Origin of the sequence: uncultured Piscinibacter sp. (assembly GCF_937952055.1) — a bacterium.
Taxonomy (GTDB): domain Bacteria; phylum Pseudomonadota; class Gammaproteobacteria; order Burkholderiales; family Burkholderiaceae_C; genus Piscinibacter.
Map to the genome: position 1 here is coordinate 49,520 of NZ_CALFYO010000029.1, position 19,066 is coordinate 68,585.

Annotated in this window: 14 protein-coding genes and 3 tRNA genes; all 17 read left to right on the top strand. The window is 66.5% G+C overall.

Annotated features, from left to right (window positions below):
- Positions 1 to 507: a CvpA family protein gene (locus tag Q0599_RS21965; RefSeq protein ID WP_298834502.1), complete on the top strand. Its 507-nt coding sequence runs from the start codon at positions 1 to 3 to the stop codon at positions 505 to 507.
- A gap of 29 nt (positions 508 to 536) precedes the next feature.
- Positions 537 to 2,060, top strand: a complete 1,524-nt coding sequence (gene purF / locus Q0599_RS21970) for an amidophosphoribosyltransferase (RefSeq protein WP_298834504.1) — start codon at positions 537 to 539, stop codon at positions 2,058 to 2,060.
- On the top strand, positions 2,060 to 3,295 hold the full coding sequence (locus Q0599_RS21975) for an O-succinylhomoserine sulfhydrylase (protein ID WP_298834507.1): 1,236 nt from the start codon (positions 2,060 to 2,062) through the stop codon (positions 3,293 to 3,295). The genes purF and Q0599_RS21975 overlap by 1 nt, the downstream gene beginning before the upstream one ends.
- A gap of 13 nt (positions 3,296 to 3,308) precedes the next feature.
- Complete coding sequence (gene gltX, locus Q0599_RS21980) at positions 3,309 to 4,703, top strand: glutamate--tRNA ligase (protein WP_298834509.1); 1,395 nt, start codon at positions 3,309 to 3,311, stop codon at positions 4,701 to 4,703.
- Positions 4,704 to 4,765: 62 nt separating this feature from the next.
- Positions 4,766 to 4,841, top strand: a tRNA-Ala gene (locus Q0599_RS21985).
- A 40-nt stretch (positions 4,842 to 4,881) separates the two neighbouring features.
- Positions 4,882 to 4,957: transfer RNA gene (locus Q0599_RS21990), tRNA-Glu, on the top strand.
- Positions 4,958 to 5,003: 46 nt separating this feature from the next.
- A tRNA-Asp gene (locus tag Q0599_RS21995) sits at positions 5,004 to 5,080 on the top strand.
- Between the two features lie 212 nt (positions 5,081 to 5,292).
- A complete protein-coding gene (locus Q0599_RS22000; protein ID WP_298834512.1) occupies positions 5,293 to 6,699 on the top strand; it encodes a TIGR03013 family XrtA/PEP-CTERM system glycosyltransferase in 1,407 nt (468 codons plus the stop codon).
- 183 nt (positions 6,700 to 6,882) lie between these two features.
- On the top strand, positions 6,883 to 8,913 hold the full coding sequence (locus Q0599_RS22005; protein ID WP_298834514.1) for an XrtA/PEP-CTERM system-associated ATPase: 2,031 nt from the start codon (positions 6,883 to 6,885) through the stop codon (positions 8,911 to 8,913).
- Between the two features lie 376 nt (positions 8,914 to 9,289).
- Positions 9,290 to 9,919 carry an XrtA/PEP-CTERM system exopolysaccharide export protein gene (locus Q0599_RS22010; protein ID WP_298834517.1) on the top strand — a complete coding sequence of 210 codons (630 nt, stop codon included), beginning with the start codon at positions 9,290 to 9,292 and terminating at the stop codon, positions 9,917 to 9,919.
- A gap of 27 nt (positions 9,920 to 9,946) precedes the next feature.
- Positions 9,947 to 11,494 carry an XrtA system polysaccharide chain length determinant gene (locus Q0599_RS22015; RefSeq protein WP_298834520.1) on the top strand — a complete coding sequence of 516 codons (1,548 nt, stop codon included), beginning with the start codon at positions 9,947 to 9,949 and terminating at the stop codon, positions 11,492 to 11,494.
- Positions 11,495 to 11,507: 13 nt separating this feature from the next.
- Positions 11,508 to 12,467, top strand: a complete 960-nt coding sequence (locus tag Q0599_RS22020) for an XrtA-associated tyrosine autokinase (RefSeq protein WP_298834522.1) — start codon at positions 11,508 to 11,510, stop codon at positions 12,465 to 12,467.
- Between the two features lie 124 nt (positions 12,468 to 12,591).
- Positions 12,592 to 14,031, top strand: a complete 1,440-nt coding sequence (locus Q0599_RS22025; protein WP_298834525.1) for a TIGR03016 family PEP-CTERM system-associated outer membrane protein — start codon at positions 12,592 to 12,594, stop codon at positions 14,029 to 14,031.
- A gap of 28 nt (positions 14,032 to 14,059) precedes the next feature.
- Positions 14,060 to 14,920, top strand: coding sequence for an XrtA system polysaccharide deacetylase (locus Q0599_RS22030; RefSeq protein WP_298834528.1), 861 nt, complete (start codon positions 14,060 to 14,062; stop codon positions 14,918 to 14,920).
- Between the two features lie 35 nt (positions 14,921 to 14,955).
- Positions 14,956 to 15,981 (top strand): FemAB family XrtA/PEP-CTERM system-associated protein, encoded by a 1,026-nt coding sequence (locus Q0599_RS22035; RefSeq protein ID WP_298834539.1) that lies wholly within the window; start codon positions 14,956 to 14,958, stop codon positions 15,979 to 15,981.
- Positions 15,982 to 15,993: 12 nt separating this feature from the next.
- Positions 15,994 to 17,172, top strand: coding sequence for a TIGR03088 family PEP-CTERM/XrtA system glycosyltransferase (locus Q0599_RS22040; RefSeq protein WP_298834531.1), 1,179 nt, complete (start codon positions 15,994 to 15,996; stop codon positions 17,170 to 17,172).
- 14 nt (positions 17,173 to 17,186) lie between these two features.
- A partial coding sequence (locus Q0599_RS22045) for an XrtA/PEP-CTERM system amidotransferase (protein WP_298834534.1) occupies positions 17,187 to 19,066 on the top strand: 1,880 nt, incomplete at its 3' end.

Sequence of the window (19,066 nt, forward strand, 5' to 3'; positions counted from 1 at the left end):
ATGGACTTCGCGCAGATCAGCTGGGTCGACGCGGTACTGCTGGCCGTGCTGGCCATTTCAGTGATCGTCGGGGTGATCCGCGGCTTCGTCTTCGAACTGCTGTCACTGGCCGGTTGGCTGGCCGCGTGGTTCGCGGCGCAGTGGTTCGCGCCGGTGGCCGCGCGCCATGTTCCCATCGGCGTGCCGGGATCGGCGTTGAACCTCGGCGCCGCGTTCGCCCTCGTCTTCGTGGCGGCGCTGATCGTGTGGGCGATCGCGGCGCGATTGATCCGCCTGCTGTTGCATGCCACGCCGCTGAGCGTGCCGGACCGCGGCCTGGGTGCGATCTTCGGCGCCCTGCGAGGCATGGTGCTGCTGCTCGCAGCGGCAGCCGTGATCGGCCTCACGCCGGCGGCCAAGGCTGCGGCCTGGCAGCAGTCGCGCGGAGCGGGGGCGCTGTCGACGTTGCTCGATGGGTTGATGCCGCTGCTGCCGCCGCAGGTGGCGGCACAGCTTCGCCGGGCATGATGCCTGCGCGATGAACAGGAGTTGAGGACATGTGTGGCATCGTCGGTGTGATCTCGCCTTCGCCGGTCAACCAACTGATCTACGACGCGCTGCTGCTGTTGCAGCACCGCGGACAGGACGCCGCCGGCATCGTGACGATGCTGGGTACGAAGTGCTTCATGCACAAGGCGCGCGGCATGGTGCGCGACGTCTTCCGCACGCGCAACATGCGTGCGCTGCCCGGCAACGTCGGTCTCGGCCAGGTGCGCTATCCGACCGCAGGCAATGCCTACAGCGAGGAAGAGGCGCAGCCCTTCTACGTCAATGCACCGTTCGGCATCGTGCTCGTGCACAACGGCAACCTGACGAACGCGCACTCGCTGAAGCAGCAGCTCTTCGACATCGACCGCCGCCACATCAACACCGAGAGCGACACCGAAGTGTTGATCAACGTGGTGGCGCACGAGCTGGAGCTCGCTGCGCGCGACCTCCCGCTGGCGCCTGAATCGGTCTTCAAGGCCGTGCGTGCGGTGCACAAGCGCCTGAAGGGCTCGTATGCGGTGATTGCGTTGATCGCCGGCCACGGGTTGCTGGCCTTCCGTGACCCGTTCGGCATCCGGCCGCTGTGCTTCGGCGAAGGCCAGACGGCCGAAGGTCCCGAGATCATGGTGGCGAGCGAGTCGGTGGCCCTCGAAGGCACCGGGCACAAGCTGGTGCGCGACGTGGCTCCCGGCGAGGCGATCTTCATCGATCTGCAGGGCCGCGTGCACGCGCAGCAATGCGCCGAAAATCCGACCTTGAACCCTTGCATGTTCGAGTTCGTCTATCTGGCGCGGCCCGACTCGGTGATGGACGGTGTGTCGGTCTACCAGGCGCGGCTGAACATGGGCGAGACATTGGCGCAGCGGCTCATCTCGACGATGCCGCCCAGCGAGATCGACGTCGTCATCCCCATCCCGGAGTCGAGCCGGCCCTCGGCGATGCAGCTCGCGCAGAAGATCGGCAAGCCCTACCGCGAGGGCTTCGTGAAGAACCGCTATGTGGGGCGCACCTTCATCATGCCCGGGCAAGGCATGCGCAAGAAGTCGGTGCGTCAGAAGCTCAATGCGATCGCCTCCGAGTTCAAGGGCCGCAACGTGCTGCTCGTCGACGACTCGATCGTACGCGGCACGACGTCCAAGGAGATCGTGCAGATGGCGCGCGAGGCCGGTGCGCGCAAGGTCTACATGGCGTCGGCGGCGCCGCCAGTGCGCTTCCCGAACGTGTACGGCATCGACATGCCGACCAAGGACGAACTGATCGCCCACAACCGCAGTACCGAGGAGATCCGCCAGTACATCGGCGCCGACGCGCTGATCTACCAGGATGTCGCGGCGATGAAGAAGGTGGTCAGCGCGCTGAACCCCAAGCTCGACGGCTTCGAGGCGTCCTGCTTCGACGGCATCTACATCACCGGGGACATCACCGCCGCCGACTTCGACACGCTGGCGGCGCAGCGCCGCTCACAGGGCGATGAAGAGGAGGGGGGCGATCGCTCCCGCCTCGCGCTGCACAACGCCACGGAGTCGCGCTGATGGGCGACAAACGCATTCCTCGCGTCGACCTGCCGGCCGACGTGCACCTCGACACGCTGGCGGTGCGCGAAGGCCTGCCCGCCAGCGCCTGGGGCGAGAACAGCGAGGCGCTGTTCCTCACCAGCAGTTTCCGTCAGCCCGACGCGGCAACAGCCGCCGCGCGCTTCGCCAACGAGGAAGAGGCCTTCATCTACTCGCGCTTCACCAACCCGACGGTGATGATGTTCGAGCGGCGGCTTGCCGCGCTGGAGGGTGCGCAGGCCTGCATCGCCACCTCCAGCGGCATGAGCGCGATCCTGCTGCTCGGCATGGGCCTGCTCAAGGTCGGCGACCACGTGGTGTGCTCGCAGAGCGTGTTCGGCTCGACGATCATGCTGTTCGGTCGCGAGTTCGCGAAGTTCGGCATCGAGACGACCTTCGTCTCGCAGACCGACGTGTCGCAGTGGCAGGCCGCAATCAAGCCGAACACGAAGCTGCTCTTCGCGGAATCGCCCACCAACCCGCTCACCGAGGTGTGCGACATCGCGGCGCTGGCGGCCATCGCCAAGCAGGCCGGCGCCTGGCTGGCGGTCGACAACTGCTTCTGCTCCCCGGCGCTGCAGAGGCCGATCGAATACGGCGCGGATCTCGTCATTCACTCCGGCACCAAGTACCTGGACGGGCAGGGCCGCGTCATCGCCGGAGCGATCTGCGGCAACGAAGCACTGATCAACGAGCGATTCGTGCCGGTGATGCGCAGCGCGGGCATGAGCCTGTCGCCATTCAACGCCTGGGTGGTGCTCAAGGGACTGGAGACGCTGTCCATCCGAATGGAGGCGCAGAGCCGCCGTGCGCTGGAACTGGCACGATGGCTGGAGGCGCAGCCCCAGGTGGAGCGCGTGTTCTACCCGGGGCTCGAATCGCACCCGCAGCACGCGCTGGCGATGGCGCAGCAGTCGGGCAGCGGCGGCGCGGTGGTGTCGTTCGTCGTGCGCGGACAGGCCGAGGGCGGGGCGACGCGAGCCCGTCGGAACGCGTTTCACGTGATCGACGGCACGAGGGTCTGCTCCATCACCGCCAATCTCGGCGACACCAAGACCACCATCACGCACCCGGCGAGCACCTCGCACGGGCGCCTCTCCGAAGAGCAGCGGCAGGCTGCGGGCATCACGCAGGGCATGATCCGCGTCGCCGTGGGACTGGACGACGTTCGTGACTTGCAGGCCGATCTGCGGCGCGGTCTCGGCTCGCTGTGAAGAAGAACGAACGATGACCCGCAGAGTCCGCACCCGCATCGCACCGTCGCCGACGGGTTTTCTCCACCTGGGCACGGCACGCACGGCGCTGTTTTCCTGGGCATTCGCGCGCCATCACGGCGGCGACTTCATCCTGCGCATCGAGGACACCGACGTGGCGCGTTCGACGCAGGAGGCGGTCGACCAGATCATCGCGGCGATGAACTGGCTTCAGCTCGACTACGACGAAGGGCCGTACTACCAGATGCAGCGGCTCGATCGCTACCGGGAGGTGATCGCGACGATGCTCGCCGCGGGCACGGCCTACCACTGCTACTGCTCGCCCGAGGAGCTCGACGCGATGCGCGAGGCGCAGCGCGCGCGCGGCGAGAAGCCGCGCTACGACGGCCGCTGGCGCCCCGAGCCGGGCAAGACGTTGCCTGCGCCGCCCGCGGGCGCGACGCCGGTGGTCCGCTTCCGCAATCCCGTCGAAGGCGACGTGACCTGGAACGACATGGTCAAGGGACCCATCACCATCAGCAACCGTGAGCTCGACGACCTGATCATCTGCCGGCCCGACGGCACGCCGACCTACAATTTCTGTGTGGTCGTCGACGACTGGGACATGCAGATCAGCCACGTGATCCGCGGCGACGACCATGTCAACAACACGCCCCGGCAGATCAACATCCTGCGTGCGCTGGGCGCGGATCTGCCCGAGTACGGCCACGTGCCGATGATCCTCGGCCCGGATGGCGACAAGCTCTCCAAGCGCCACGGCGCGGTCAGCGTGATGCAGTACGAGGAGGGCGGTTACCTGCCCGACGCGATGGTCAACTATCTGGCGCGGCTGGGCTGGAGCCATGGGGATGACGAACTGTTCGACCGCAACCAACTGGTTACCTGGTTCGACGGCAGCCACCTCGCTCGCAGCCCGGCGCAGTGGGACGCGGCGAAGTTGAACTGGGTCAATGCCCATGTCATCAAGACGACTGCCGACAGCGAACTCGCCGCCCTGCTGGCCGGAAGATGGTCCGCACGACCAGGCGACGTGGCCGCCGATGAGCGACTCGCGAGCATGTGCGCGCTGTTCAAGGACCGCTGTGCGACGCTCGTCGAACTCGCCGACTGGCTGGCCATGTACTTCGTCGACGTGCAACCGCGCGGCGAGGACGTGGCGCAGCATGTCACCGAGGTGGTGCGGCCCGCGTTGCAGGCACTCAGAGGTCGCCTGGCGGAGATCGACTGGGACAAGGCCACGATCGCTATGGTGATCAAGGAGACGCTGGTCACCCACGGGCTGAAGATGCCGCAGCTGGCGCATGCGTTGCGCGTGCTGGTGTGTGGCCGCGTGCAGACGCCCTCGATCGATGCGGTGCTGGCGCTGTTCTCTCGCGACGTCGTCCTGCGCAGATTGCAGGGCGTCTGAAATTCTGTCTATAATCGCAGTCTCGCTTGAAACTGCGACTGCTGCACCAACGCAATCGAAACGGGGGTATAGCTCAGCTGGGAGAGCGCTTGCATGGCATGCAAGAGGTCAGCGGTTCGATCCCGCTTACCTCCACCACGGTTGCACGGCGCAGGTTCGAGTCGACGAATGAGTTTCAGTCCCCTTCGTCTAGAGGCCTAGGACACGACCCTTTCACGGTTGTAACAGGGGTTCGAATCCCCTAGGGGACGCCAAGTTTCGGCAGCGCTTGCGGAGTCATCCTGAAGCTGCCGGCCACGCGGAGTGGTAGTTCAGTTGGTTAGAATACCGGCCTGTCACGCCGGGGGTCGCGGGTTCGAGCCCCGTCCACTCCGCCAATCCTTCGAAGGGCTGATCTTGCAAGAGGTCGGCCCTTTTTCTTGCCGTCTCAGGGTCTTCTCTCCCTAGGGTCGACGGCCGATTTCCCCTCGTTTGGAGGGTTTCTGCACCGAGGACGGCTCCCGAGAATCCCGTCACTCCGATCGATGTCGAACCGCGCGGTGATGCCGTGCGGGTCCGCGACGAGACCGGCAGAACAGAGGCTGATGCGATGCTCAAGGTCTTCCAACACCATATCCCGCTGTCTGCTCTCGCGGAACTGCTGGCCGATGGCTTGTTCTGCTTTCTTGCGGTCGTGTTGGCTGCCCAGGGTTTGTCGGGCGTGCAAATCGGCGACCAGTTGGTCTTGGGCACGGTGCCGTCGCAGTTGTTGCTGCATGCCGCGGCGTTCGCGTTGCTGATGTCGCTCCTGTACTCGGTGTTCGGCATCTATCGCTCGTCCGCCGTTTCGGTGGGCCTGGGGGTACTGCTCAGCCGTGCCTCGCTGGCCGTTCTGGTCGGGGCTGGCATCGCCTACTCGGTGATCAGCACGGAAGGATTGACCGACCGCGCGAGCGAGTTGCTCTTCCCGGTCATCGTGTACATGCTGCTGGGCTTGGTGGTGGTGCGGTTGCTCTTCCACGTGGTGCGGCGTGCCGTCGTGGGTTCCCCTCGTGTGCTGATCGTCGGCACGGGCAAGGAGGCTCTGAGCATCGCCACGGATCTGCGCCTTCCTGGCCGAGCTCATCGCTCAGTGGTCGGCTTCTATCCCGCTGGTGGCGGTGACGGGGCGCCGGGTGCCGGCAGGGTGTTCGACCGCGACGAGTCGATCAGCAGCCTGGTGAGGCGTTTCCAGATCGACGAGGTGATCGTCGCGGTTCGTGAGCAGCGCGGTGGCGCGGTGCCGATGGACCAGTTGCTGGAATGTCGCCTGCAGGGCACGCCTGTGCTCGACCTTGCCGGCTTTTACGAGCGCACCAAGGGTCAGGTGCCCACCGAGAGTCTGAAGGCGAGCTGGTTGGTGTATGGCCATGGCTTCGTGCAGGGGCGGGTGCGCACGGCGGTGAAGCGCGCCTTCGACGTCGTCTGCTCGACCATGCTGCTCGTGCTGGCCTCGCCAGTGATGCTGGTGACTGCCCTGCTGATTCGTCTGGACAGTCCGGGGCCGATCATCTACCGCCAGGAACGCGTTGGCCTGGGTGGTCGCAGTTTCATGTGCCTCAAGTTCCGCAGCATGTGCACCGACGCCGAGCGCGATGGCGTGGCCCGCTGGGCGAGCAAGAACGATGCGCGTGTGACCCGTGTCGGAGCGTTCATTCGCAAGTGCCGGATCGACGAGTTGCCGCAGCTGATCAGCGTGCTCAAGGGCGAGATGAGCTTGGTCGGCCCACGGCCGGAGCGCCCGTCGTTCGTGGCTCAACTTCGAGAGCAGATCCCCTTCTACGACATCCGTCACAGCGTCAAGCCTGGGGTGACGGGCTGGGCCCAGGTGCGCTACAGCTACGGCGCTTCGGTCGAGGATGCGCGTCGAAAGCACGAGTTCGACCTCTACTACGTGAAGAACAACTCGCTGTTCCTCGACCTGCTGGTGCTGGTCGAGACCGTCAGCGTCGTGTTGTTCCGCGAGGGCGCCCAGTAGTCGCGCGAGCGGTCTGCGCGCGCCGACATGTCGCGATTCCGGCTGTCGGCGGCCGGATTCCGCACTCACTCCCCGGACGGGGCCTTGGTCGGTACCTCGGAGTTTGGTAGGGTTCGCTTCTGAGCCGCACGACGACGCGTGGCACGGGAAGCGACCGCCCACGGAGGCCAACAGTCAACGCTCATGTACGAATCGCACTTCGGCTTCTCGGGTACACCCTTCAATCTCAATCCGGACCCCGCGTTCTATTTCCAGAGCAAGGGCCACGGCAATGCGCTGTCCTATTTGCGCTTCGGCGTCTACCAGGGCGAGGGCTTCGTCGTCGTCACTGGCGAGATCGGTGCCGGCAAGACAACGCTGGTGCGCACGCTTCTGTCCGAACTGGATCCGCAGAAGATCGTCTCGGCGCAGATCGTCAGCACCCAACTCGAAGCCGGCGATCTGCTGCGGTCTGTGGCCATCGCGTTCGGTATCGCGCCGAAAAACCTCTCGAAGGCTGAGCTGATCGGATCCATCGAGGCTTTTCTGACGCTGCTGGTCACACAGGACAAGCGCGCGCTGCTCATCATCGACGAAGCGCAGAACCTGAATCTGCAGGCGGTGGAGGAGTTGCGCATGTTGTCGAACTTCCAGTTCGGCAACCATGCGCTGTTGCAGAGCTTTCTGGTCGGACAACCTGAACTCCGCCAATTGCTCACGTCCAAGCCGATGGAGCAGTTCCGTCAGCGCGTCATTGCCTCGTGCCATCTCGGCCCGATGGATCACGCGGAGACACGGGCCTACGTCGAGCACAGGCTGCGCAAGGTCGGGTGGCACGATGTCCCGTCGTTCGACGACGCGGCGTTCGAGCGCATCCACCAATGGACGGGCGGGACGCCACGGCGGGTCAACTTGCTCTGCAACAGGCTGCTGCTCGCTACCTTTCTGGACTCGGCCGCGGCCATCGATGCCGCCCGAGTCGATGCGGTGGCGCGTGAGGTGCTCGCCGAAGTGGGCGAGTTCAAGGCGCACCTGACGCCGGTGTCGGACCCGTCCGATGCTGTCGTCGCCATGCCGGTGAGGGGCGCCGAACATGAAGTGCAGTCCCCGGTCGCTGTGGCCGCTGCTTCCGATGGGCCAGTGCTGTGCGTGGCGACTTCGGTCGAAGAAGATGCCAAGATGACGGTGCTGATGCGTGCACTGAAGGAGCGGCACGATGCCCCTGAAGTCGTGCTGGTTCGCGTGGGAGAACCAGCGAGCCTCGCCGAAAGTGACGAGTTTCGGCGCCTTCTTGGGCTGGAGGTTCCCGTCGTCGAACTGAGCGAATCGGACGGCACGCCGGCCCAGCGTATCGCGGAACTCATCCGGGCTTTCGATGCGGTGCTGGCGCTGCATGTGCCGAGCGTGGTCGTGATCGCCGGCGGTACAGATGCGGCCCTGGCCTGTGCGTTGGCAGCGAGCAAGCGGCCCTGCGCAGTCCTGCATGCGGACCATCCTTGGGTGGGCGTGGGCGACGCATCGCCCGGGCTCAACGATGAGTTGCTGGTGCGCATGTCGATTCAGTTCGAGCCACCGGCCGGGCGGATCTGGCCGATCGGCGGACTGTTGGCCGATGCCGTCCACGAGGTGCTCGCCCAGGGACGCAATGCCCAAGTGGTCCTTCGCAGGCTTGGCGCTGCCATGCAGGCGAACATTCGAGAGCGCGGGCATGCCTTTGTCGACGTTGACGCGATGATCCGTCAGGGGGACCGGCAGGCGATCGGGGCCCTGCTGGCAAGCCTGCGCGAAGCGAGCGAAATGATTCCCCTGATCCTGCCGCTGGGACGCGCCGCGGCCGCGAGGCTGGAGGCTTTCGGCCTGCGCAAGTCGCTGAAGGGCGATTTCATCGAGTCCCCTGGTGATCTCGACTTCGCAGAACGGGTGGCCCTGATGGCGGAAGCGCGCTGCGTTCTGACCGCATCGCGGGATTCGGGTGCCGCTGCGCGGGTGCTCGGGGTGCCGAGCCTGTGGCTGAGGGGCGGGCTTGTACCCAGGGCCGGCGAGGGCAGCGATGCCTCCGAGCAGCGTTTTGGCCGGGCAGCTCTGGAGGAACTGCTGCGCGCCGGGCGGGTCGCGGTGCCTGGTCCGTCGGAGTCCCGTCCCTTGGCTGCATCGGGTCTGGCCGATCTGCTGTTGACGTGGCTCCAAAGACCTGCCTCCGACGGGCGAGCCGGCTCACTGCGGGTCGGTGCCTGACGGGCTGGTGGCAGGCAAGTCAGCCCGTGCATTGATGCACGGACATGCCCGCGTTGCCTCGATCAGGGGGACGACGGTCTCCCATGCAGCCGTTAGCATGCGAGCCAGATGGTCGATCTCAAATGGGGGCGATACCTTGCGGTATCGCTGCAGTGCAGCACCCCGCAATTGGGGACATGGCACGGACGCATTCTGGCCGTATGCTTGCAGGAGTGATTTCACGTCACCGCGGCGGCTTCGGTGGCGGCCCGAGTCCAGTGCTTGAGTCAGTCTGCGTCGCCAGCAAACTGGCCCTCGACGATGCAGCGCAGCGACTGGCGAAGGGCGCTCGAAGGCAGTGCCGGGCGCCGAGCTGAACAACACAGGAGAGACCCCGATGAAGACCGACACCCGCAGACTCGATCGCACGATGGCTCTTGCCAGCCTGCTGGCCGTTGCCTTGACACTCGTCGGCTGCAGCACGACGCGCTATCCGGCAGCGCCGGCGACGGCTGCGACGTCGGACTATCGCTACCTCATCGGGCCGCTGGACACCGTCAACATCATCGTCTGGCGCAACCCCGAACTCTCGCTGACGGTGCCGGTTCGGCCGGACGGTCGCATCTCGACGCCACTGGTCGAGGATCTTCCGGTGCTGGGCCGCAGCCCGGCAGATCTGGCACGCGACGTCGAAAAGGCGCTGAGCAAGTACACGCGTGATCCGGTCGTGACGGTCGTGGTCTCGAACTTCAACGGCGTTGCCAGCGAGCAGATCCGCATCATCGGCGAAGCCACGCGGCCCCAGGCGATCGCCTATCGCCAGGGCATGACGCTGCTGGACGTGATGATTCAGGTGGGCGGTCTGACCGACTTCGCCGACGGCAACAGTGCGGTGCTCGTCCGCGGCAAGGAAGAAGGCAAGCAATACAGCGTCCGGTTGAAGGACCTGCTCAAGCGCGGCGACATTTCCGCCAATGTCGACGTGCGGCCCGGCGACGTGTTGATCGTGCCTCAGGGCTGGTTCTGAGTCGTCAAATACCAGCAGGCGGCGTTCATGGACGAACTGATTGCGCAGGCCATCTCCATCGCACGCGGGATGTGGCGGCGGCGCTGGGTCGGGCTGTTCGTGGCCTGGGGCGTGGCAATGGCGGGCGCTGTCTTCCTGCTGCGCTGGCAGGATCGCTACGAGGCTACTGCGCGCGTCTACGTCGACACCAAGAGCGTGCTCAAACCGCTGCTGCGAGACCTCGCGGTCGATCCGGATGTCGATCAGACGATCGCTTTGCTGGCGCGCACATTGATCACGCGCCCAAACATCGAACTGCTGATGAAGCGCACCGGACTGGACCAGTTGCCGAGAGAAGAGCGCGAACGCACGGCGGAGTTGTTCCTGCGCGAGATCAAGCTCATGGGCAGCGGCCGTGACAATGTCTTCACGTTCTCCTATCGCGACCCGAGCATGGAGCGGGCGCGTCTGATCGTGCAAAACCTCGTCTCCCTGTTCGTCGATTCGGACCTCGGCTCCAGGCAGCGCGACTCGGAAGAAGCCAAGGAGTTCATCGACGAGCAGATCAAGAACTACGAAGTGCGGCTGGCCGAGGCGGAAACTCGCCTGAAGGACTTCAAGCTGCGCAACATGGGCGTCACCGACGTGTCGGGGCGCGACTACTTCACGCGCATGACGGCACTGACCGAGGAATTGGCGAAGATGTCGACGGAGCTGCGCGCAGCGGAGCAGTCCCGAGACGCGTTGAGGAGGGAGCTCGATGGTGAAACGATGAGTCTGCTGCCCGATCTCACGTCGCCGAGTGCAACGATCAGCACACCCGAGCTCGATTCGCGGCTCGATGCGCAGCGTCGACAGCTCGACGAATTGCTGCGGCGGTATACCGACATCCACCCGGACGTGGTAGCGGCTCGCAAGCTGATCGCGCGCCTGGAGGAACAGAAGCAGCAGGAGATCGAGGCAGCCCGTCGCCGTGCCGCCGCGGAAACCAAGTCCCCGCAGACGACGACCAACCCCGTCTTCCAGCAGGTGAAGCTCGCGCTGGCGGAAGCCGAGGCCAGCGTGGCATCGCTGCGCGTGCGTGTCGCGGAAACGCAGTCTCGCGTGAATCAACTGCGCTCTTCGGCGAACAGAGTGCCTCAGGTCGAGGCAGAACTGGCCCAACTCAACCGTGACTACGAGGTCGTGCGGCGAAACTACGAAGCGCTGGTCGGACGGCGCGAGAAGGCATCCCTGTCGGAGGACGTCGATGCCCGGCGGCTGACGCAGTTCCGTGTCATCGACCCTCCGCGCACCGCGGCCAAGCCGGTCTTTCCCAGTCGCATCGGCCTGGCCCCCATGGTCCTTGTCGCGGCGCTGCTGGCGGGGCTCGGGGCAAGCTTCGTATTGTCCCAGCTGATGCCGACCTTCGAGACTGCACGGTCGCTGCGGAACTTCAGCCGGCGTGAGGTGCTCGGCAGTGTGTCGATGATCCAGTCGCCAACGGCGCTTCGCCGATCACGCTTGCTGACGCTTGCGTTTGGCTCAGGGGTCGGCACGCTATTACTCTTTTACGGCGTCGGCATGGCGTTGCTGGCGATGCGTCTTCGTGCCTAGGGAAGAGCAGATCGTGAGCATCATCGAGCAGGCCGTCCGGCGGCTGGAAGAACTTCGACGCAGCGGCATCGAGCCGCCCGCGGCAGCGCTCGGCGGCGCCGGAAACGCTCCGGTGGTCGAACGCCTGCGGTCTGCGCTGCCGGCCGCCGATGCGGCGGCGGGCGCCATCGCCGGCCGGACTTCCGCCGTGCCGGCAACGAAGGCCCATCGTCCGGCCCCGCACCACGACGTCGAAGCGAGGTCTTCCAAGTTGGTGCGCATCGATCTCGATCGCCTGGCTGCGATGGAGTACCTCACGCCAACTATTCCACGCAGCAAGATCGCCGACGAGTTCCGTGTCATCAAGCGACCGCTGCTGGCCAACGTGCGGGCCGCCGAAGGCACGCAGGACCGCGCCAACCTGATCATGGTGACGAGTTCGTTGCCCGGTGAGGGCAAGACCTTCGTCTCTGTGAATCTGGCCCTGAGCCTGGCCATGGAGCTCGACAAGACCGTGCTGCTGATCGATGCGGACGTCTCGCGGCCCTCCATCCTGGATCGCCTTGGCCTGCCCCAGGCTCCGGGCCTGCTGGACGTTCTCACCGACCCGGCGATCGGGCTTGGCGACGTCATGCTCCGCACGAACATCCCCAAGCTCAGTCTGCTGCCGGCCGGGCGTCCGCACGGTCAGGCCACAGAACTTCTGTCCAGCGAAGCGATGCACCGCCTGCTCGCCGAGATGTCAAGCCGCTACGCGGACCGCATCCTGGTGTTCGATGCGCCGCCCCTGTTGCCGTCCACCGAGTCACGCGTGCTGGCGACGTTGATGGGGCAGGTGATACTCGTCGTCGAGGCGAGCAACACGACGCAAAAGACCGTCGAGCAGGCGCTGGCCACCGTCGAGCAGTGCCCGAACGTGCTGCCCCTGCTGAACAAGATCGGGCGCTCCGAAGTCGGCTCCTACTATGGCTACTACAACCCGGTCGAAGGCTGAGCGCCGCCTGGGTGCCACTGGTCGTGCGCTGGCCTGCCTCGTGGGTCTGGGGGCGTCCGCCGCGCACGCACAGGTGCAGCCGCCGGAGTCGGCGCCGGCTCGGCGCTGGGGCATGGAACTGGGGGTGAGTTCGCAGCTGTCCTGGACGAGCAATTCGTCGTTTGGCGAAGGGGTCATCGGTGCCGGCCCTGCATCCTCCGACTCGATCATTGAGGTCCGCCCACGCATCCAGTTGCGCGGCAATGGTGCGCGTCTCCGCCTGTCCGGCTCGGCGTCGCTGGGGGGCATCGCCTATGCCAAGAATACGCAACCGGGAGCGGTCGAGCCGACCGCAGACCTGAGCGCGCGCCTGGAGGCGATCGAGAGGCTGTTCTTCATGGAGGCCGGGTACCGCGCCAGCCAGACCAGCGAGAACCCGTTCGGCGTTCGCGCCGACGCGGGCAGCACGACGAACCGACTGACGACGTCGCAGTGGCGCTTCAGTCCCGTCATCGAGGGCGTGGCTTCCGGCGACCTGCGCTACTCGCTGCGCAACGACAACACCTGGACGCGTGAGATCGGCGCCGACAACGCGGTGGCGAGTGGCGCCGGGGGCTACTTCGGGCGCGTATTCGCGTCGATCGAGCAGCCGCCGCGGCCGTTCGGCTGGCGCGTCGAGGCGGAGCGCTCGCTGACGCAGTTCGACGACCCGGCCGAGACGGACCTGGCCATCTCGACGGCGCGGCTGCGGCTCAACTACGCCATCGGCGAAGACTGGAGCGTCGGTGTGCGCGGCGGCGCCGAGCGAAACAACGCCGACCCGAGTTTCGACGAGTGGCGCTCGATCGCGGGCGTGGAAGCGCGCTGGCAGCCGTCACCGCGGACGAGCTTGTCGGTATTCCGCGAGAAGCGGTTCTTCGGCTCGGGATGGGATCTGGCCTTCACGCACCGGCAGCCTCGGCTGGCGTGGAACCTGGGGTTGAATCGTGGCGTCGACACGACTCCGGCGGAGTTGTTTCGGTTGCCCTCGAGCGACAACGTGGCAGGCCTGATCGATGCCATGTTCACCACGCGTTACCCGGACCCGGTCGAGCGCGGCCGCATCGTGCAGGACTACATCGCCAGACAAGGCCTGCCGAATGCCACGCAAGGGCCGATCACGCTGTTCTCGCAGCGATTCAGCATCATCACGACGCGTCGCGCCAGTGTCGCGTTCACCGGTGTGCGCAACTCGCTGACAGTCAGCGGCTACGTCACGCGCACCGAGGACGCGCTGGACAGCGGTCCGCTGGCGACCGGGCTGGCCGCCGACAACAACACCCAGAAGGGCGCGGCAGTCGTCTTCAGCCATCGCCTGACCCCGTTGGCGAGCCTGAGCACGACGGCCGACTGGAGCCGCATCCGGGCACTCGAGGCGCTGCTGCCCGACGAAACCACGCAGCAGGGGCTTCGCGTGCAAGTGACCCTGCAGGCCGCACCGCTGACCAGCACCTTCTTCGGTGGACGCTATCGAAAGATCGAGTCGAACGTGGCGGCCGAAGGCCGGGAAGGCTCCGTCTACATGGGGCTGGATCATCGCTTCTGACCGCAACCATCCGCAGATGACCACGAACATGAGCGCTGACCAACGCCACGATCAGCCACTGACCAATGCGCTGACGGTCGACGTGGAGGACTACTTCCAGGTATCCGCGCTGGCGCCGCACATCGAGCGTGCAAGCTGGGACGAGCGGCCCTGCCGCGTCGAGGCCAACGTGCAGCGTCTGCTGGCGATGTTCGAGGAGCGCGGCGTCACGGCCACCTTCTTCACGCTGGGCTGGGTGGCAGAGCGCTACCCGCAACTGGTGCGCGACATCGTGGCGGGTGGCCACGAACTGGCCAGCCACGGCTATGGCCACCAGCGCGCTACCGAACAGGGGCAGGAGGATTTCCGCCAGGACGTGCTGCGCGCCAAGGGGCTTCTCGAGGACATCGGCGGCCAGGCGGTGGTTGGCTACCGCGCCCCGAGCTTCTCCATCGGCTACAGCAATCCGTGGGCGTTCGACGTGCTGCTCGAAACCGGCCACCGCTACAGCTCGAGCGTCTACCCGGTTCAGCACGACCACTATGGCATGCCGGACGCTCCGCGCTTTCCGTACGACGCGCGGCCCGGACTCGTGGAGATTCCCTTGACGACCACGCGACTGTTCGAGCGCAACCTGCCGGCCGGCGGCGGCGGCTATTTCCGGCTTGCGCCCTACGCGCTCAGCCGGTGGGCGCTGCGCCGCGTCAACCGCCTCGACCGGCGCCCGGCGATCTTCTACTTCCACCCCTGGGAAATCGACCCTGGTCAGCCGCGCGTTGCGGGCACGAGCCTGAAGACGCGCTTTCGCCACTATGTGAATCTCGGCAGGACCGAGGCCCGCCTGGGCCGACTGTTGCGCGACTTCCACTGGGGCCGCGTTGACCAGGTCTTCGGGTTGCGCGCCGCGTGAACCGCGTGGACGACGCAGTGCTGGCAGCGGCGACGCTGACCGTTCGCACCTTCGCCGAAGGTGATGCCGAGCGCTGGGAGTGCTTCGTCTTCGCTTGCCCGGAGGCGACCTTCTTCCATCGCATCGGCTGGCGCGAAATCTTCCAGTCGGTGTTCCGGCATCGCACGCATTACCTGCTCGCCGAGCGTGGCGACCAGATCGTCGGGGTGCTCCCGCTGGTGGAACTGCGCAGCCGGCTGTTCGGCCATTCGCTGCAGTCGCTGCCGTTCGCCGTGTACGGCGGCGTGGCTGCGAGCGACCCCGAGGCCCTGCCGGCGCTGCACCGTGCTGCCACGGAACTGGGGATGCGTCTGGGAGTTTCCCATCTCGAGCTGCGCAACCGCGTGGCCACCGAGCCCGACTGGCCGCGCAGCGATCTGCACGTCACGTTCCGCAAGGCCATCCTGCCCGAGGTCGAGGCCAACATGCTCGCCATTCCCCGCAAGCAGCGGGCCGTGGTGCGAAAGGGCATTCAGCGTGGCCTCGTCAGCGAGATTGATTCTGGCACCGCGGTCTTCTTCGACCTGTATGCCGACAACCTGCACCGCCACGGCACGCCGCCGCAGCCGCGCCGCTACTTCGAGGCGCTGCGCCGCGTCTTCGGCGACGACTGCGAGGTTCTGCTCGTGCGATCTGCGCAAGGCGTGGCGGTGGCTGGCGTGATGTCGTTCTACTTCCGCGACGAGGTTCTTCCGTACTATGCAGGCGACCTGAGCGAAGCGCGCGATCTGGGCGCGAACGACTTCAAGTACTGGGAGCTGATGCGGCGGGCCTGCGAGCGCGGCTTGAAGGTGTTCGACTACGGACGCTCCAAGCGCGACACTGGCTCGTTCGATTTCAAGAAGAACTGGGGCTTCGAGCCGACGCCGTTGCACTACGAGTACAAGCTGTTCACCCGCGACAGCGTGCCGCAGAACAATCCGGCCAACCCGAAGTACCAGAAGGCGATCGAGATCTGGCGGCGGCTGCCGCGTGGCGTGGTCAACGCGATCGGGCCGGCGCTGGCGCGGCATCTTGGCTGAGACGGTGTGTCCATGACCCCCGCAGACAACCGTCCGCTGATCGCCCACGTCGTGTTCCGCTTCGACGTCGGCGGGCTGGAGAACGGCGTGGTCAACCTGCTCAATCGACTGCCGGCGGGCAGGTACCGCCATGCGGTGATCGCGATGACCGAGGTGAGCGGATTCCGCGACCGCGTGAAGCGCGAAGATGTCAGCTTCCACGCGCTGCAGAAGCCGCCGGGCCAGGGCCTGCGCATTGCGCCGCGCATGGTGCGGCTGCTCAGGGAACTGCGCCCCGATGTCGTGCACACACGCAACCTCGGCGCCCTGGAGATGATGCTGCCGGCCGCATGGGCCGGCGTGCCGGTGCGCATCCACGGCGAGCACGGCTGGGACAGCAACGACCCCGATGGCCGCAGGCTCGCGTGCCAGTGGACCAGGCGTGCCTACAGGCCTTTCGTGCACCGCTACGTGGCCCTCTCGCGACATCTCCAGACCTATCTCGTCGATCGAGTCGGCGTCGCCCCGACGCGCATCGCGCAGATCTACAACGGTGTGGACACGCAGCGCTTCCGCCCTGCCGGCGAATCGCGCGAAGGTCTCGCGGGTTCGCCGTTCGCTGCCGCCGACCAGTGGGTCGTCGGCACCGTGGGCCGTCTCCAGCCGATCAAGAACCAGGTGCTGCTGGCGCGGGCGTTCGTCCGCGCGCTGGTGCTCGCGCCGTCGGCCCGCGATCGGCTGCGGCTTGTCGTTGCCGGGGATGGGCCGCAACGCGAGGCGGTGCAGGAGGTGCTGCGCCAGGCCGACGCCGACTCGCTCGCCTGGCTCGCCGGCCGACGCGAGGACGTGCCCGAGGTGCTGCGTGCGCTGGACGCCTTCGTGCTGCCCTCGCGCGCCGAGGGCGTGTCCAACACCATTCTCGAAGCCATGGCCAGCGGTTTGCCGATCGCGGCGACGGCTGTCGGCGGCAACGCGGAACTGCTGCAGGAGGGCGTGACCGGACGGCTGGTGCCGTCCGACGACGTCGAGGCGATGGCCGAGGCCATCCTGCACGACTTCTCGGACCGAGATGGCGCCCGAGCACGGGGCCGCAGAGCCCGGGAGGCAGCGGAGCGGCGCTTCAGCCTCGACGCCATGGTCTCGGCCTACGACGAACTTTACGAGCAGCAGCTCGGCCGACTGGCGGCGCGGCGCGCGCTGCAGCGGGCCTGACAAGGAACGGACACATGTGCGGAATCGTCGGCATCTGGGACTCTCGCGGGCAGCGTGCCATGGCGCGCGAGACGCTCGTGCGAATGAACGAGTCGCAGCACCATCGTGGCCCCGACGAGACGGGCGTGCATCTCGCACCTGGCCTCGCGCTGGGCCACAAGAGGCTGTCCATCATCGACCTGGCCACCGGTCAGCAACCCCTGTTCAACGAAGACCACTCGGTGGTCGTCGTCTTCAACGGCGAGATCTACAACTACGCCGAGTTGATTCCCGAGCTCACCGCCCTGGGTCACGTGTTCCGCACGCGCAGCGACACCGAGGTGATCGTGCATGCCTGGGAGGCCTGGGGCGAGGAGTGCGTGCAACGCTTCCGCGGCATGTTCGCCTTCGCGCTGTGGGACGAGAACCGCCAGACGCTGTTCCTGGCCCGCGACCGGCTCGGTGTCAAACCGCTCTTCTACGCGCAGTTGCCGGACGGCCAGTGGCTGTTCGGCTCCGAACTGAAGGCGCTGCTGGCGCACGGCGGGCTGTCCCGCGAGATCGACCCGCGGTCGGTCGACGACTACTTCACCCTCGGCTACGTACCGGAGCCGCGCACGATCTACTCCTCTGCGTTGAAGCTGCCGCCCGCGCACACGCTGACGCTGCGTCGCGGGCAGAGCGCGCCGCCGCCACGACGCTACTGGGACGTGAGCTTCAGCGGTGACAACGGTATTTCCGCCGAGGAGGCGCAGGGCGAATTGATCCGCCGGCTGCAGGAGAGCGTGCGCCTGCGCATGATCTCCGAGGTGCCGTTGGGCGCGTTCCTTTCCGGCGGCGTCGATTCGAGCGCCGTGGTGGCCATGATGGCGGGACAGTCGGAAGGCCCCGTCAATACCTGCTCGATCTCCTTCGACGACCCGAAGTTCGACGAGACGCGCTTCGCCCAGCAGGTGGCCGAGCGATACCACACGCGCCACTTCGTCGACCAGGTGGCGACAGACGACTTCGATCTCATCGACACGCTGGCGGCGCTCTACGACGAGCCCTATGCAGACAGCTCCGCGATCCCGACCTACCGCGTCTGCCAACTCGCCCGGCGCCACGTGACGGTGGCGCTGTCGGGCGACGGGGGCGACGAGAGCTTCGGCGGCTACCGCCGCTACCTGCTGCACCTCAACGAGGAACGCTTCCGCTCGGCGCTGCCGCTGGGCCTGCGCCAGCCGCTGTTCGGCATGCTCGGCCGCGTCTACCCGAAGGCCGACTGGGCGCCGCGCTTCGTGCGCGCCAAGTCCACCTTTCAGTCGCTGGCGCGCGACTCGGTGGAGGCCTACCTGCACAGCGTCTCGATCTTCCGCGACGACATGCGCCCGCAGCTGTACTCGGATGCCTTCCGCCAGCGCCTTGCCGGCTACCGCACGGCCGAACTGTTCCACGAGCACGCCCAGCGCGCCCAGACCGATGATCCGCTGTCGATCATCCAGTACCTCGATCTGCAGACCTATCTGGTCGGCGACATCAACACCAAGGTCGATCGTGCCAGCATGGCTCACGCCCTCGAGGTGCGCGAGCCGCTGATGGACCACCCGCTGGTGGAGTGGGTGGCCGGGCTGCCGTCTTCGCTGAAGGTGCGCGGGGGGGAGGGCAAGTGGCTGCTGAAGAAGTCGCTCGAGCCGCACCTGCCTCACGACATCATGTACCGTCCGAAGATGGGCTTCGCCGTGCCGCTGGTGCGCTGGTTCCGCGGGCCGTTGCGCGAGCGGGTGCGCAGCGCTCTGCTCGAAGGCGAACTGCAATCCACCGGCATCTTCGAGGACCGCTATCTCGAGCACCTCGTCGATGCGCACGTTTCCGGCCGGCGCGACTACAGCAGCCCGCTGTGGGCGCTGATGATGTTCGAGGCCTTCCTGCGCCA

Bases quoted from the DNA above. Each gene is read 5' to 3' on its own strand.
- Q0599_RS22040 (WP_298834531.1), top strand. From the start codon at position 15,994: ATGACCCCCGCAGACAACCGTCCGCTGATCGCCCACGTCGTGTTCCGC.
- Q0599_RS22010 (WP_298834517.1), top strand. From the start codon at position 9,290: ATGAAGACCGACACCCGCAGACTCGATCGCACGATGGCTCTTGCCAGC.
- Q0599_RS22000 (WP_298834512.1), top strand. From the start codon at position 5,293: ATGCTCAAGGTCTTCCAACACCATATCCCGCTGTCTGCTCTCGCGGAA.
- Q0599_RS22015 (WP_298834520.1), top strand. From the start codon at position 9,947: ATGGACGAACTGATTGCGCAGGCCATCTCCATCGCACGCGGGATGTGG.
- Q0599_RS22030 (WP_298834528.1), top strand. From the start codon at position 14,060: ATGAGCGCTGACCAACGCCACGATCAGCCACTGACCAATGCGCTGACG.
- Q0599_RS21965 (WP_298834502.1), top strand. From the start codon at position 1: ATGGACTTCGCGCAGATCAGCTGGGTCGACGCGGTACTGCTGGCCGTG.
- purF (WP_298834504.1), top strand. From the start codon at position 537: ATGTGTGGCATCGTCGGTGTGATCTCGCCTTCGCCGGTCAACCAACTG.
- gltX (WP_298834509.1), top strand. From the start codon at position 3,309: ATGACCCGCAGAGTCCGCACCCGCATCGCACCGTCGCCGACGGGTTTT.
- Q0599_RS21975 (WP_298834507.1), top strand. From the start codon at position 2,060: ATGGGCGACAAACGCATTCCTCGCGTCGACCTGCCGGCCGACGTGCAC.
- Q0599_RS22005 (WP_298834514.1), top strand. From the start codon at position 6,883: ATGTACGAATCGCACTTCGGCTTCTCGGGTACACCCTTCAATCTCAAT.